General features: G+C 65.3%; 16 protein-coding genes. 7 read left to right on the top strand and 9 right to left on the bottom strand.

The window, feature by feature from the left end:
• Nucleotides 1-60: 60 nt before the first annotated feature.
• The 6 genes from rpsI to ACUCV0_RS06535 form a co-directional block, all read right to left on the bottom strand.
• Nucleotides 61-453: a 30S ribosomal protein S9 gene (rpsI, locus tag ACUCV0_RS06560; RefSeq protein ID WP_007160608.1), complete on the bottom strand. Its 393-nt coding sequence runs from the start codon at nt 451-453 to the stop codon at nt 61-63.
• A 15-nt stretch (nt 454-468) separates the two neighbouring features.
• On the bottom strand, nt 469-897 hold the full coding sequence (gene rplM / locus ACUCV0_RS06555; RefSeq protein WP_007160609.1) for a 50S ribosomal protein L13: 429 nt from the start codon (nt 895-897) through the stop codon (nt 469-471).
• 206 nt (nt 898-1,103) lie between these two features.
• Entirely contained in the window at nt 1,104-1,805 is a 702-nt protein-coding gene (gene nfi, locus ACUCV0_RS06550) for a deoxyribonuclease V (protein ID WP_059315741.1), read from the bottom strand.
• 53 nt (nt 1,806-1,858) lie between these two features.
• Nucleotides 1,859-2,953 carry a cell division protein ZapE gene (gene zapE, locus ACUCV0_RS06545; RefSeq protein ID WP_059315742.1) on the bottom strand — a complete coding sequence of 365 codons (1,095 nt, stop codon included), beginning with the start codon at nt 2,951-2,953 and terminating at the stop codon, nt 1,859-1,861.
• Nucleotides 2,954-3,039: 86 nt separating this feature from the next.
• Complete coding sequence (locus tag ACUCV0_RS06540; RefSeq protein WP_059315743.1) at nt 3,040-4,386, bottom strand: tryptophan--tRNA ligase; 1,347 nt, start codon at nt 4,384-4,386, stop codon at nt 3,040-3,042.
• A gap of 43 nt (nt 4,387-4,429) precedes the next feature.
• The gene (locus ACUCV0_RS06535) at nt 4,430-5,065 is read right to left on the bottom strand and encodes an alpha/beta hydrolase (protein ID WP_059315744.1); all 636 of its coding nucleotides are present in this window, start codon (nt 5,063-5,065) and stop codon (nt 4,430-4,432) included.
• A gap of 185 nt (nt 5,066-5,250) precedes the next feature.
• Between ACUCV0_RS06535 and ACUCV0_RS06530 the strand changes: the two genes are divergently transcribed.
• The 5 genes from ACUCV0_RS06530 to ACUCV0_RS06510 all read left to right on the top strand — a co-directional run bounded on the left by ACUCV0_RS06530 (nt 5,251) and on the right by ACUCV0_RS06510 (nt 8,950).
• Nucleotides 5,251-5,691 carry a Z-ring associated ZapG family protein gene (locus ACUCV0_RS06530; RefSeq protein ID WP_007160614.1) on the top strand — a complete coding sequence of 147 codons (441 nt, stop codon included), beginning with the start codon at nt 5,251-5,253 and terminating at the stop codon, nt 5,689-5,691.
• A gap of 133 nt (nt 5,692-5,824) precedes the next feature.
• Nucleotides 5,825-6,187 carry an ArsC family reductase gene (locus ACUCV0_RS06525; protein WP_313648608.1) on the top strand — a complete coding sequence of 121 codons (363 nt, stop codon included), beginning with the start codon at nt 5,825-5,827 and terminating at the stop codon, nt 6,185-6,187.
• Between the two features lie 74 nt (nt 6,188-6,261).
• Nucleotides 6,262-7,296, top strand: a complete 1,035-nt coding sequence (dapD, locus tag ACUCV0_RS06520) for a 2,3,4,5-tetrahydropyridine-2,6-dicarboxylate N-succinyltransferase (RefSeq protein WP_059315746.1) — start codon at nt 6,262-6,264, stop codon at nt 7,294-7,296.
• Between the two features lie 50 nt (nt 7,297-7,346).
• Complete coding sequence (locus tag ACUCV0_RS06515; RefSeq protein WP_059315747.1) at nt 7,347-8,555, top strand: aminotransferase class V-fold PLP-dependent enzyme; 1,209 nt, start codon at nt 7,347-7,349, stop codon at nt 8,553-8,555.
• Entirely contained in the window at nt 8,552-8,950 is a 399-nt protein-coding gene (locus ACUCV0_RS06510) for a SufE family protein (protein WP_059315748.1), read from the top strand. The genes ACUCV0_RS06515 and ACUCV0_RS06510 overlap by 4 nt, the downstream gene beginning before the upstream one ends.
• Here ACUCV0_RS06510 and tadA read toward each other — a convergent pair.
• Nucleotides 8,947-9,450, bottom strand: coding sequence for a tRNA adenosine(34) deaminase TadA (tadA, locus tag ACUCV0_RS06505; protein WP_059315749.1), 504 nt, complete (start codon nt 9,448-9,450; stop codon nt 8,947-8,949). The two genes, ACUCV0_RS06510 and tadA, sit on opposite strands and share 4 nt — an antisense overlap.
• Nucleotides 9,451-9,700: 250 nt before the next feature.
• Here tadA and ACUCV0_RS06500 point away from each other — a divergent pair, with 250 nt between their 5' ends.
• Entirely contained in the window at nt 9,701-11,923 is a 2,223-nt protein-coding gene (locus ACUCV0_RS06500; RefSeq protein ID WP_059315750.1) for an ATP-binding protein, read from the top strand.
• A gap of 200 nt (nt 11,924-12,123) precedes the next feature.
• Nucleotides 12,124-12,711 carry a LysE family transporter gene (locus tag ACUCV0_RS06495; protein ID WP_313648610.1) on the top strand — a complete coding sequence of 196 codons (588 nt, stop codon included), beginning with the start codon at nt 12,124-12,126 and terminating at the stop codon, nt 12,709-12,711.
• Here the strand turns inward: ACUCV0_RS06495 and ACUCV0_RS06490 are convergent.
• The gene (locus ACUCV0_RS06490; RefSeq protein ID WP_059315752.1) at nt 12,679-13,527 is read right to left on the bottom strand and encodes an AraC family transcriptional regulator; all 849 of its coding nucleotides are present in this window, start codon (nt 13,525-13,527) and stop codon (nt 12,679-12,681) included. The genes ACUCV0_RS06495 and ACUCV0_RS06490 overlap by 33 nt on opposite strands.
• Before the next feature lie 69 nt (nt 13,528-13,596).
• Complete coding sequence (locus ACUCV0_RS06485) at nt 13,597-14,478, bottom strand: NAD(P)-dependent oxidoreductase (RefSeq protein WP_059315753.1); 882 nt, start codon at nt 14,476-14,478, stop codon at nt 13,597-13,599.
• Nucleotides 14,479-14,493 lie beyond the last annotated feature (15 nt).

Here is a 14,493-nt window from a genome sequence, read left to right as displayed (position 1 = left end):
ATCTCGGGTATAAAAAAACCCAGCCGCTTGGCTGGGTTTTTTCGAGCGAATCCCGAAAGATTAACGCTTGGAGTACTGCGGACGCTTACGCGCTTTGCGCAGACCGACTTTCTTACGCTCGACTTCACGGGCGTCACGAGTGACGTAACCGGCTTTGCGCAGGGAGCTGCGGTAGCCTTCGTCGTACTCGATCAAGGCGCGGGTGATGCCGTGACGGATGGCACCGGCCTGGCCGCTTACACCACCGCCAGCGACGGTAACGTAGACGTCGAACTTCTCCAGGGTCTCGGTCAGCTCGAGAGGCTGACGAACGACCATGCGCGCGGTTTCGCGGCCGAAGAAGGTGTCCAGAGCGCGATCGTTGATGGAGATCTTGCCAGTGCCCGGACGGAGGAAGACACGAGCGGTGGCAGTCTTACGACGGCCGGTACCGTAATTTTGAGTTGCCGACATGTTGTACTATCCCGATTAAAACTTGAGTTCTTGGGGCTGCTGAGCGGTGTGCGGATGGTTCGCACCCTTGTACACCTTGAGCTTGCGATACATGTCGCGGCCCAGCGGGTTCTTCGGCAGCATACCCTTGACGGCGGTCTCGATGACGCGCTCGGGAGCACGGGCGATCAGCTTTTCGAAGTTGATCGACTTGATGCCACCCGGGAAACCGGAGTGATGGTAGTACATCTTGTCGGTAGTCTTGGCACCGGTCACACGAACCTGCTCGGCGTTGATGACGACGATGTAGTCGCCGGTGTCAACGTGAGGGGTGTATTCGGGCTTGTGCTTGCCACGCAGGCGAGTGGCGATTTCAGTAGCCAGACGACCCAGAGTCTGGCCAGCAGCGTCGACGACGTACCAGTCGCGCTTAACGGTTTCCGGTTTTGCGGTGAAAGTTTTCATTCTCTATGGCCTCAGAGGCCGCCCTGGTAAAAAGACGGCAAATTCTACACAACAGTGCAACCCCGGACAAGTCAGGGGCAGCCGGAAACAGACGCTCTTCGGGGGCTCGGGTCGGCGTCCGCTACGGCGATCTCGGCAGGCTTAGGCATCCCCCGCCAAGAAAGCTGCGGCATGATACCCGCTCACGATAAAAAAGCAAGCAGAAATCAGAAGGAAAACAGCGCCTGGGTAGCCGCCGAGCCCTGACGCCGTGAGGCCAGGTGGTCCGCCAGTCGTGTGGGTTCCGGTAGGCGATGGCGCCTGACGCAGGCCATGACCAGTGCCGGCGCGGTGGCCAGGCTGACCCGATGCCCAGGGGAGACGATCAGTGGCTTGACCCTGTCCTTGCTGCGCAATACCGAGCCTATCGTCGAACCATCTCGATCCAGCAGCTCGACCTGGCTGCCGCGGGTCTCGGCGAGTTCGGCGTGATGACCGGTAAGGATCTTCTTGGCCACACCGATCGTCGGCAGACCGGTGACCACGCCCAGATGAGCGGCGATGCCCAGCCGGCGCGGGTGGGCGATGCCGTGGCCGTCGCAGAACACCAACTCGGGGGTCTCGGGCAATTCCGCCAGCGCCTGGAGCAGTGCGGGGAGCTCCCGAAAGGACAGCAGGCCCGGCACATAGGGCATCACGGTGGGGATGCGGGCGACGGCATGGGCCAGGGGCTGCAGGGTCTCGGCATCCAGCAGGACAGCCACCGCGCGGGTGATCTCGCCGCCCTCCTCGAAGCCCACGTCGACGCCGGCATAACGCCGCGGCGAGCCGAAGTCGTCATGCAACAGGACCTGCTTGGCCAGTTGCTTTTGCAGGATGCGCGCCTGGGTAGGCGAGCCATCCCAGTCGGCGAAGGGATCAGAATTCACACGTACCTCCCGAAAGCTGGGTCAAAGGATTGATCCTTCAACCCAGCCAGGGTTCAGGGTTTGTGCGGTCGAGCGAGGTACTCGTGGGACTGCATTTCCAGCAGACGGCTGAGGGTGCGCTGGAATTCGAACTCCAGGCGACCACCGGAATAGAGGTCCTTGAGTTCGACTTCGGCGGACAGGATCAACTTGACCTGGCGGTCGTAGAATTCGTCGACCAGGTTGATGAAGCGCCGTGCCATGTCGTCCTTGAGCGCATCCATCTGTTCGACGTTGCTGACCAGCACCGTCTGGAAGATCTTGCCCAGCTCGATGTAGTCGTTCTGGCTGCGCGGACCGTCGCAGAGGGCGCGGAAGTCGAACCAGGCGACGTCTTCGCAGGTGCGGCGGGCGCGGATCTCGCGATTCTCGATCATCAGCGGCACGTCTTCGCAGAGGTCGTTGCACTCGACGGTGAGCGAACGGAAGCTCTTGGCCATCGCGGCCTCGACCTCGTCGCTCAACGGATAGTGAAAGAGCTGCGCCTGCTCCAGGGCGCGCAGGCGATAGTCCACGCCGCTGTCGACGTTGACGATCTCGGTGTGCTCCTTGAGCAACGCGATGGCTGGCAGGAAGCGCGCGCGCTGCAGGCCGTCCTTGTAGAGACCGTCAGGCACAATGTTCGAGGTGGCGACCAGACTCACGCCGTTCTTGAACAGCTCTTCGAGCAGGGTGGCCAGGATCATGGCGTCGGTGATGTCGGAGACGAAGAATTCGTCGAAGCAGATCACCCGTGCCTCGTCGGCGAAGCGCCGAGCGATGATGGTCAGGGGATTCTTCTCGCCCTTGAGGGTACGCAGCTCTTCATGCACGCGCTTCATGAAGCGGTGGAAGTGGGTACGCATCTTCTGCTTGAACGGCAGGGCGTCGTAGAAGGTATCGACCAGATAGGTCTTGCCACGCCCTACCCCACCCCAGAAATACAGCCCCTTGACCGGCGTGATCGTCTTGCGCCCGAGCAGCTTGCCGAACAGGCCGCCCTTGGACGCGGGCTCGGCGAGCAATTCGTCATAGAGGCGCTGCAGATGGCGAACGGCCTCTTCCTGGGCAGCATCGTAGAAAAACTCCGGGCGCTTGAGGTCGGCCTGGTAACGCTCGAGGGGGGTCATGGCGGCTTCTGGTCGGGTGGGAAAAAAGGGTGGTCACTGTAATGGCGGTCCCTGGCGTTGACAACGCCGGGGACCGCGGGTGCCCTTTAGGCTTCGGCCAATTGCGCCAGGGCGGCGCGGGTGCGCTCGACAAGGGCGTCACGGGCGGCGGGGGAATCGCTGGCGACGCCTTCGGCCACTACCTGATCGTCCAGCAGCAGCTGGAAGCCATTGCCGTCTCCCACCACGACACTGGCCGGCATACTGACCAGCTGCTTGCTGGTGATGCCGGCAGTCTTGGCCTCGGCGAAGGGGATCGATAGCGCCAGTTCGGTACCGTCGGCGTCGAGCAGGCGGAAGCGGAAGCTCTCCCCTTCACGGAAGCTGACGAAGCGAGCGGTCTTGCTGGCCTTCTTCTTGGTGCCACTTGTGGCGACCTGGGTCTTGAGCGAGCGCAAGCCCACGGCTTCACGCAGCTCGCCAAGGAAAGGCGTGGCATAGCGGCGGGCCTTGGCGGCACCGGCCAGCAGGATGTCTTCCAGGTCGTCGGGACGGGCGATCAGCGCTGCATAGCGCTCGCGGGCTTCGCCCAGCTCGGCATCCAGCACCTCGAACAGCCGGCCCTTGGCTTCGCCCCAGGCCAGGCCGCCTTGCAGGGCCTCGCGGAAGGCCGCGCTCTGCTCGGCAGTGGCGAAGGCCTGGTAAAGCGTGAAGAGGTGGGCGCTGTCGGGATCCTTGGGCTCACCGGGCAGGCGCGAGTCGGTGACGATGCGGGCGATGGCGTCCTTGAGCTGCTTGGCGCTGCCGAACAGCGGGATGGTGTTGTCGTAGCTCTTGGACATCTTGCGACCGTCGAGGCCGGGCAAGGTGGACACGCTTTCCTCGATGACCGCCTCGGGCAGGGCGAAGTAGTCGCGGCCATTGCCGAACAGGTGATTGAAGCGCTGACCGATGTCGCGGGCCATTTCCACGTGCTGGATCTGGTCACGACCGACCGGCACGCGCCGTGCGTTGAACATCAGGATGTCCGCCGCCATCAGCACCGGGTAGCTGTAGAGCCCCATGGTCACCCCGGCATCGGGATCCTCGCCCTGCTCCAAATTGCGGTCGACCGCGGCCTTGTAGGCATGGGCGCGGTTGAGCAGGCCCTTGCCGGCGACGCAGGTGAGCAGCCAGGTCAGCTCGGGAATCTCGGGAATGTCGGACTGGCGATAGAAAGTCACCCGCTCCGGATCCAGGCCGCTGGCCAGCCAGGTGGCAGCGATCTCCAGACGCGAACGCTGGATGCGCGCCGGGTCATCGCACTTGATCAGGGCGTGGTAGTCGGCGAGGAAATAGAAGGAATCGGCATCGGCGGCCAGGCTGGCGCGGATGGCAGGGCGGATGGCACCGGCGTAGTTGCCCAGGTGCGGGGTACCGGTGGTGGTGATGCCAGTGAGGATGCGAGTGGTCATGGAGGGGCTGGGAATCCGAGAGACTAGGGCTTATCTGAAGAGGTCAGGCCTGCAAACGCGGCAGGACCAGGTCCTTGAGATCGACGAGCTTGCCATGGAAGAAATGACTGCACTCGGCGACGCGGAGCAATTCGTGGGGCTGTTCGAGCGCGGCGGACCAGGCATAGACGCGCGCCGGAGTCACCACCTCGTCGGCTTCGGGCTGGATGACGGTGAGGCGCGCCCGGGTGGGCAGGCGGCCATCGACCGAAAAGCGCTCCACGGGCGGCGCCAGCATGAACAGCTTGGCCACCGCCACACCCTCGCCTTCCAGGCGACCACCCAGGCAGGCGGCGACACAGGAACCGAAGGAGAAGCCGCAGAGGGTCAGCGGCAGGTCGGGATGACGCTCGCGCAACCAGGCCACGGCGGCCGCGGCATCGTCGATCTCGCCTTCGCCGCCGGCATGCACGCCGGTACTGGCGCCAACGCCGCGAAAGTTGAATCTCAGGGTAGCCTGGCCAGCGTCCCGGGCGATGCGCTGCAGGGTGGCGACCACCTTGTTCTGCATGGCGCCGCCGTGGAGCGGATGGGGATGACAGAGCAGGACCGCACCGGTGGGGGTATCCGGGGCCTGGTACAGCGCTTCCAGAGTGCCCGCGGGGCCCTCTAGGAGCAGGGATTGTTCACGGGCTGACACGCTTGACTCCGTGCCCTCGGACGAACAGTGCTCATCCAAGGAGTTGATTTTGATAGGGTCGATCCTGCGCGATGCCTGAGTGCGGGGTATGATGACGCCCAGCGAATGGCAGATGACGCAACCCAGTGTACAGGCTCGCCGGTCTGCCGTTACCGTAAAGCAAAGCCGCTCATAGAGGAAGTTTCGTGGAACAGTCGCTCACTACCTGGTTGTTGCCCCTGGTCGCGCTGCTGATCGGGGTCGGGATAGGTTTTCTGCTGGCACGCCTGGTGCCGGGTGCCGCGCCGAGCCGGGTGCAGCGCCAGCTGGATGACCTGCAGAAGAAGTTCGACGACTACCAGCACGAGGTCACCAGCCACTTCAGCACCACCGCCGGCCTGGTCCGCAAGCTGACCCAGACCTACCAGGACATGCAGTCGCACCTGTCCGAGGGCGCCGAGCGCCTGGCCCAGGACGAGCTGACCCGTCAGCACCTGCTGGCGTCGCTGCACAGCGCCGAGCAACGCTATCCCTCCAGCCGCGAGCGCATCGACGGCCCGACCGAAGCGCCTCGGGACTATGCCCCCAAGGGTGACGGCACCCCTGGCACCCTCGATGAAACCTACGGCGTAAAAAGCCGCGGTTGATCGCCAAGGCCGGGGACTCCCCCGGCCTTTTGCTTTTCCGGCTCCCGCCCTCTTCGCCCGGGGCGTGACACCCGGCCCTTTTCCGGCCCGTCATGGCATAATCTGCGGTTGCAGTCTTTCGCAGGAGAACGCCATGCCCGTAGCGGCCGATGGCCTGAGCCTCTACGGCATCAAGGCCTGTGACACCATGAAGAAGGCCCGCCTATGGCTCGACGAGCACGGCCAGGCCTATCACTTCCATGACTACAAGCAGAGCGGCATCGACCGCGAGCGGGTGGCGGCCTGGTGCGCGGAGCATGGCTGGGACAAGGTGCTCAATCGCGCCGGTACCACCTTCCGCAAGCTCGACGACGCCCAGAAGGCCGACCTCGATACCGCCAAGGCCATCGACCTGATGCTGGCGCAACCCTCGATGATCAAGCGACCCGTGCTCGATCTCGGCGACCGTACCCTGCTGGGCTTCAAGCCTGAGCTCTATGCCGCGGCCCTGACCTGAGCCCTGCGGCAACCGCCCCCACTACCGGACATCTCGCACCGACCGGATCGGTGCCTTTGCAAAGGAACAGTCACATGTCGAATGCCCTCTTCAGTATCGCCTTCGGTGTCGGCACCCAGAATCGCCAGGACGCCTGGCTGGAAGTCTTCTATGCCCAGCCTCTGCTGAATCCGCCAGCGGCGCTGGTGGAGGCGGTCGCGCCCCTGCTCGGCTACGAGGGTGGCAACCAGGCCATCGCCTTCGCCCCGGCCCAGGCTCGCGGCCTGGCCGAGGCCCTCAAGGGCATCGATGCGGTGCAGTCGGCCCTGCTGACCCGCCTGGCCGAAAGCACCAAGCCGCTGGTGGCCACCCTGCTGGCCGAAGACGCCGCACCTGCTTCCACGCCAGAGGCCTACCTGAAGCTGCATTTGCTGTCGCATCGCCTGGTGAAGCCCCATGGCCTCAACCTGACCGGCATCTTCGCCCTGCTGCCCAACGTGGCCTGGACCAACCAGGGCGCCGTGGATCTGGTCGAGCTGCCGGCCGAGCAGTTGGAAGCCCGCCTGCGCGGCAAGCTGCTGGAAGTCTTCTCGGTGGACAAATTCCCCAAGATGACCGACTACGTGGTACCGGCCGGGGTACGCATCGCCGATACCGCGCGCGTACGCCTGGGCGCCTACGTGGGTGAAGGCACTACGGTGATGCACGAAGGCTTCGTCAACTTCAACGCCGGTACCGCCGGCCCGGGCATGATCGAAGGCCGTGTCTCCGCGGGTGTCTTCGTCGGCAAGGGGTCGGATCTGGGCGGTGGCTGCTCCACCATGGGCACCCTGTCAGGCGGCGGCAACATCATCATCAGCGTTGGCGAAGGCTGCCTGATCGGCGCCAATGCTGGCATCGGTATTCCGCTGGGCGATCGCTGCACCGTGGAATCGGGTCTCTATGTGACCGCGGGCACCAAGGTGGCGGTACTGGACGACCAGAACCAGCTGGTGCGGGTGGTCAAGGCACGCGAGCTGGCCGGTCAGAGCGACCTGCTGCTACGCCGCAACTCGGAAACCGGCGCGGTCGAATGCAAGACCAACAAGACTGCCATCGAACTCAACGAAGCGCTGCACGCGCACAACTGAGTCCATAACCGGGCAGCCCGCCGCGCGCGGGCTACCCCGGAGCTGTCGCCATGTCGCTACCCTCCCCCTGGAGAGCCGAATTTCCGGCTTTCACCGCTTTCGCCGCCGACGGCATCACCTACCTCGACAGCGCCGCCACGGCCCAGAAGCCCCAGGTGGTGCTGGACGCCCTGCTGGCCAGCTACAGCCTGGGCGCGGCCAATGTGCACCGGGCCCAGCACTGGACGGCCGAGCGCGCCACCGCGGCCTACGAAGGCGCCCGGGGGCGGATCGCCGCCTGGCTGGGCGCTGCCTCGCCGCAGGAGGTGGTGCTGACCCGAGGGGCGACCGAGGCGCTCAATCTATTGGCCTACGGCCTGGAAGACAGCTTCGCCGCGGGTGATGAGATCCTCGTCAGCGCCCTGGAGCACCACGCCAACCTGCTGCCCTGGCAGCAGCTGGCCCGGCGCAAGGGGCTGCAGCTCAGGGTGATCCCCCTGACGCCGAGCGGTCATCTGGATCTGGAGGCCGCCAAGGCGCTGCTGGGACCCAGAACCCGGCTGGTCGCGGTCAGCCAGTTGTCCAATGTGCTGGGAACCTGGCAGCCGCTGGTGGAGCTCGCCGCCCTCGCACGAGAACTTTCACCGGCCTGGCTGGTGGTGGACGGCGCCCAGGGCGCAGTCCATGGCCGCCACCGTCCGGGTGACTTCGATGCCGACTTCTATGTCTTTTCCGGCCACAAGCTCTATGCCCCCGAGGCCATCGGCGTGCTCTGGGGCAAGGCCGACCGCCTTGCGCAGCTCAAGCCCTGGCAATTCGGTGGCGAGATGGTGCAGCACACCAGCTTCACTGAGGCCCGGTTTCACACCGCCCCCATGGGCTTCGAGGCGGGTACGCCGCCCATAGGCGCGGCCATCGCCTTGGGCGCGGCGGTCGACTGGCTGCAGGGACAGGATGAAAGTCTCATCCGCGGCCACGAGCAGGCGCTGAGTCTGAAGCTGTTGGCCGGCCTTGCCGCCCGTGACGGCATCCGCATCCTGGGCGAGCCCCAGATCGCCCTGGCCTGCTTCCAGGTCGAAGGCGTGGATGTTGGCGACCTTTCCCACCTGCTGGGGGAGCAAGGCATCGCGGTGCGCGCCGGTCAGCACTGCGCCATGCCGCTGTTCCAGACCCTGAATACACCCGGCGCACTGCGGGTATCCCTGGGCCTGTACAACGATGCCGACGACCTGCAGCGTTTCTTTACCGCGCTGGACAACGCCCTGGAGCTCTTGCGATGAATCTGCTTCCCGATGCGGCGGAAGCCCGCCGTGCCTTCGTCATCGCCAAGGGCTGGGAAGCGCGCTCGCGCCTCCTGCTGCAATGGGCCGAGCGCCTGCCGGCGGTACTGGAAGACCGCGACGAGGATCTGGTGCAGGGCTGCGAAAGCCGGGTGCGCCTGACCCATGAAGCCCAGGGCGAGCGGCACTTCTTTCGCGCCAGCAGCGAATCCCGGGTACTCAAGGGCTTGCTCGCCGTGGTGCTGGTGCGCGCCAACGGTCTCACCCGCGAGGAGCTGGGCCGCCTCGACATCCATGGCTGGCTGGGTGAACTCGGCCTGGAGCGACAACTGTCGCAGTCGCGCAGCAATGGTTTGAACGCGGTGCTGACGCGGATGCGCGAACTGGCCGCCTAACCCTCGCCAGGCACCGAATTGCGCCGCGCCCGGAAGAACTCGGTCAGCACCTGGCCACAGGCCTCGGCCAGCACCCCACCCTCCACCAGCACCCGGTGGTTGAGAAAATCCTGCTCGAAGAAGCGACCGCGGCTCTGCGCCATGCCGGCCCTGGGTTCGCTGGCGCCAAAGACCAGGCGCTGGATACGACTGTGGACGATCAGGCCGGCGCACATGCCGCAGGGTTCCAGGGTGACATAGAGGGTGGCTCCCGGCAGACGGTAGTTGGCCTGACGAGCAGCGGCGTCACGGATGGCCTGCATCTCCGCATGAGCGCTGGGGTCGTGAGCGCCTATGGGGCGATTGAAGCCACGACCTATGATCTCGCCGTCGAGGACTACCACTGCCCCCACCGGGACCTCGCCTTGCGCCGCTCCCTGCTGCGCCAGCGCGAGGGCTTCCCGCATGAAGAGGTCATCCTGACTGCGGTCGATGATGGGCAAGGGGCGAAAGCGGGCCATGATGGGACTCTGGTAAAAGGCGCCATGATACCGCTGCCAGCGGAACCGGTCAGGCTGTCGATGATGCAGGCGCGATCACCCATTATAAAGTGATCGCACCAATGGTTATCGAACAATACAGATGAAATAATGAGGTGAAATGACGTCTGGCAAGATGTGATCTATATCACATAGACGGCTATTAACCGACCTGACGCTAACAGGTGCGTCGGCACAAGGTCCTATTCAAGAGTTCATTTGAGACAGTCGCATGATTGCTGCACCTTCCGGTCAGTCGCTGCAAAGCTGCGAAAGCGAGCCGATCCGCATTCCAGGCGCTATCCAGGCGCACGGTTATCTCCTCGCGTTCGACGAAAGAGAGCAGCTGATCAAGCACATCAGTCGCAACCTGACCGACCTGCTGGGCAAAGCGGAAAGCGAATTGTTGAATCAGCCTCTGGCGCAGACCCTGCCGTCCGAGCTGTTCGAACAGGTGCAGCACGCCCTGACCCTGGAGCATCTGGAAGAGGTCAACCCGCTGGCCTGGACGCGCCCGACCCGCGACATGGATGTGATCCTGCATCGCAGCCATGGCCTGGTCTTCATGGAGTTCGAGCCGGACGATCATGGTGGCGTCGAACCGGCCGGCCTGGCCCGCGCCCTGGCGCGCCTGCAGCAGGCGCGTACCTTGCCGGAACTGTGCGAAGGCGCCGTGCGTGAAGTGCGGGCCTTGACCGGCTTCGACCGGGTGGTGGTCTATCGCTTCGACGACGGTGGCGATGGTCAGGTGGTGGCCGAGAGCCGCGTCGAGGACATCGACAGCTATCTGGGCATGCACTTCCCCGCTGCCGACATTCCCGCTCAGGCACGTGCCCTCTATCACGAGAACTGGATTCGCAACATTCCAGACGCCAATTACGAGGCGGTGCCGCTGATACCGGCCTTCCTGCATGGCACCACCAAGGATCCCATCGACCTGACCCATGCCGTGCTGCGCAGCGTATCGCCCATCCATTGCCAGTACGTGCGCAATCAGGGCCTGCGCGCCTCCATGAGCGTATCACTGATCAGCGATGACAAGCTCTGGGGCCTGATCAGCTGTGGCCACCGCGATCCCCTGTACCTTCCCTATCGCACGCGCATGGCCTGCCGGTCGGTGGGGGTGCTGGTCTCGCTGATGATCCGCGCGCTGGAGAATCGTCAGGTCCAGCGCGAGATCGACGCCCGTGAAGCGCAATTGGCCGCGCTGATCCAGGGCATGTGCGACAGCAAGGGCGAGGTGCTCAGCGGTCTCTGCGAACGGGCGACGGATCTGCTGGAACTGGTGGATGCCACCGGTGCCGCGGTCCTGGTGGAGGAAGAACTCTGCACCCTGGGTGAATGCCCGAGTGCGGAAGACATCCGTATGCTCGCGGCCTGGGTCACCGCGGAAATGGATGCCTCGGGCATCTATGCGACCCGCTGCCTGACCGACGAACTGCCGGACGCGCGGCGCTACAGTGACCGGGCCAGCGGTGTGCTGGCGCTGTCACTGCCCAAGCCGGTGCGTAATCTGGTGCTCTGGTTCCGCCCCGAGATCGTGACCACCGTGGTCTGGAGCGGCAATCCTGCCAAGCTGGAACCCACGACGTCCGCCTCGGGCTCAGGCCTCAACTATCCCCATCCACGGCGCTCCTTCGATGCCTGGAAGGAACTGGTACGGCTGCGCTCCGAGCGCTGGCGGCCTTCCGATCTGTTCGCCGCCAAGGATTTGCGCCGCTCGGCGGTCGAGCTGGATCTGGCGCGTCAGGTGGAGCGTGAACGCCAGGCGGTGCGGCTGCGCGACGAGATCGTCGCGGCCGTCTCCCATGACCTGCGCAGCCCCATTACCATTATCCTGATGAAGGTGGGGATGATCCACCGCATGCTGGAAAAGCTGGCGCTGGGCGATGATCGTCTGCCCAGTTCGCTGGAGGTGATCGAGACGGCCGCCAATCGCATGAATGCCCTGATCAACGATCTGCTGGACCTGTCGAAGATCGAATCGGATCGACTCGCCCTGGACCTGAAACCCGCGCGTCTGGCAGACGTCTGCGCTCAGCCCATCCTGCTGTCGCGTCCGCTGGCGGAGATCAAGAACATCAGCCTGGAGTATGCGGTCGACCCGGATCTCCAGGTACTGGTGGAGGCCGAGCGCATCTTCCAGGTACTGATGAACCTGCTGGGCAATGCCATCAAGTTCACCGCACCGGGTGGCCTGGTGCAGCTCAGCATGCAGCGCATCGGCACCCTGGCCGAGATCAGCGTGACCGACAATGGCCGCGGCATGAATCAGGCTCAGCAGGCGCGGGTCTTCGAGCGGTTCTGGCACGTTCAGGAAGACAATCCCACCGGCCACGGCCTGGGCCTGTACATCGCCAAGGGCATCGTCGAGGCCCATGGGGGCGAACTGAGCGTCGTCAGTGCTCTGGGCGAGGGCAGCACCTTCAAGTTCACCCTGCCCGTCGCGCCCTAGCGAGGCAGGACACAGAAAGGGAAAGCCCCGGTGGCCGACAGCGACGTTGAAACCACCGGGGGAGCCAAGGCTCGCTGTAATGGACGTCAGCGAAACGCCGTGAATTCCCACCTTTCGTCGGCATCGAAGGTCATTTTCTTCAATACGGCAAGTGGTCACGCTCGCTAGCGTCAGGTGTCCTCAATCGACGAGACCTCAAGATGACCCTGATCCTCTCCATGGCCGCCTTTGCCCTGGTCGCCTCTCTCTCGCCCGGCCCGGTCAACCTGGTCGGCTTCAATACCGGCCTTACCCATGGTTGGCGTCCAGCCTTGTGGCACGTTGCGGGTGCCACCCTGGGCTTCGTGCTGTTGCTGGTGGCGGTCGGCCTTGGCCTGCATGAGGTGCTGGAAACCTGGCCGATGCTGCTCTGGGTCTTGCGCGTGGCCGGCGCGCTCTTCCTGCTGTACCTGGCCTGGAAGCTGGCGCGGGCCTCCGGCGACCTGGGCGTTGGACAGACGCGGCAGTGCCCGGGCTTTCGCGACGGCGTCCTGCTGCAGTGGCTCAATCCCAAGGCCTGGCTGGCTGCGGCCGCCGGCGTGGCACTGTTCGTTGGCGAGGATCGCGGACGCCTGGCGCTGTTCGCCGGCCTCTATCTGGTGATCTGCTTCGCTTCGCTCGCCTGCTGGGCGGTGGCGGGCGAATGGCTGCGAGGGCGATCCCTGACGGCCGCGCGGCTGCGGCTGCTGAATCGCGTCCTTGCGGCGCTGCTGGTGCTATGCGCCGCCTCCCTGCTGTGGGAGGGTTGAAGCGGCGCGGTACTGACCAGGGGTGGCCGCCACCAGGCGCTTGAAGGTGCGCTGCAGGTGGGCCTGGTCGGCGAAACCAGTGGCCAGGGCGACCTCGGCCAGCTCCTCGCCCTGGCGTAGCCGTTGTCGCGCCAGGCGGATGCGGCGATCGATCAGATAGGCATGGGGGGTCAGGCCAAAGCGCCGGCGGAAGCTGCGAATCAGCTGGGTGGGCGAGAGATCCGCGACCTGGCTCAGCTGGTCCAGGCTGACGCCCTCACCGCAGTGGGCATCGAGAAACTCGGCGGCGCGGCGCAAGCGGCGATCCTCACGCTCCCGCGCGGCGGCGATGGGCGTGCGCCCCAGTCGGGCCAGCACGGATTCGAAATACAGCAGTGCCTGGCTCTGGCGCTGCAGGGCAAGGCTATCGGGATCGACCAGGCAGGCATGCAGTGCTTCCAATCCGGCGTACAGCCGGTCGTCCTGGGACAGCTGCACGGCCAGCGGCTGGAAGTCCTCGGCGCCCGGGCGCTGTAGCTCGGCCAGCCAGCCAGCGTCCACATGCAGCATGCGATAGCGCCAGGCGTCCTCGCCCTGGGGATTGCAGGCATGGACGTCGCCGGGATTCATCAGCACCAGGGTACCCGCCCCTACCAGTTCGCGGGTCGGTCCATTGTGATAGCGGCTGCGCCCACCCAGCACGGTGCCGATGGAAAAGGTCTCGTGGGAATGGGGGGCATAGCAGAGTGCGCGACCGTCCTGGATGGAACGGGCTTCGAGAAAGGGCAGCGCAGGATCACGCCAGAAGTGGGGTACGGCGGTGCCGGTAGCGGTCATGCGGCGGGAATTCCGGGACGACGGACCGGATCAGTCTAGACGTCGTCCCGGAAGGGGGAAAGCCAGGCGTCAGCGCGTGGCGGCGTCCTCGGCCTCTTCCAGCAGGACATCGGCCGTGATGACGTAGTCGGCGTCGGGATGCAGCTCGGCACCCAGCGCCAGTTGCTGCGCCGCGGCGGCCAGCGTCGGCGCGCCCTGGAAGGTGGCATTGAGTTCGGCCAGCAGGAGGCCCATGTCCTTGTGCATCAGGGCGGCGGGGAATTGCGGCGCGAAGTCGCCCTCGCGCAGGGCCGCCAGCTTGCGCTGGTGGTGGGGCGAGAGCACTGCCAGATCACCGAACACCTCGAACAGCACCTCGGCATCGAGACCGGCGCGGGTGGCATAGGCCAGGGCTTCGGCCAGGGCGGCGAGACCCGCGCCCATCAGGCCGTTGATGGCCAGCTTGATGGCCGCGCCCTGCCCGGTCGGACCGACGTGATGCACGGTCTTGCCCAGGGTTTCGAGGATCGGCCGAGCACGCTCCACGGCCTCGGGTTCGCCGCCGGCCAGGACCACCAGTTGCGCCTGTTCCGCCTCGGGCGTGCTGCCGGACACCGGCGCCTCGACCACGGCGATGCCACGGGCACGACCAGCGGCTTCCAGGCGCAGCGACAGCGCAGGCGAATTGGTGCTGGTGTTGATCAGCAGGCGACCGCTTTCCAGACGGGCGAGGACGCCGTCGGCGCCGAGCAGGACCTGTTCGAGAATGGCGTCGTTGGGCAGAGAGACGATCACCACTTCCGCCTGGGGCAGCAGCGTCGCCAGCGGCTCCATGGGCGTGCCGTGGCGCTCGCCGTCCTGCTGGTGCTCGGCGTAGGCGCGGACCGGATAGCCGGCCTCGCGCAGGTTGGCGCCCATGCGCTGAGCCATGGCGCCAAAGCCGATGAAACCGATCGAGGGATGCGCGGACATGAGGGGGAGCTCCCG

The organism is Pseudomonas sp. VMV1 (assembly GCF_056790235.1).
This window is presented reverse-complemented; position numbering and strand designations above follow the sequence as displayed.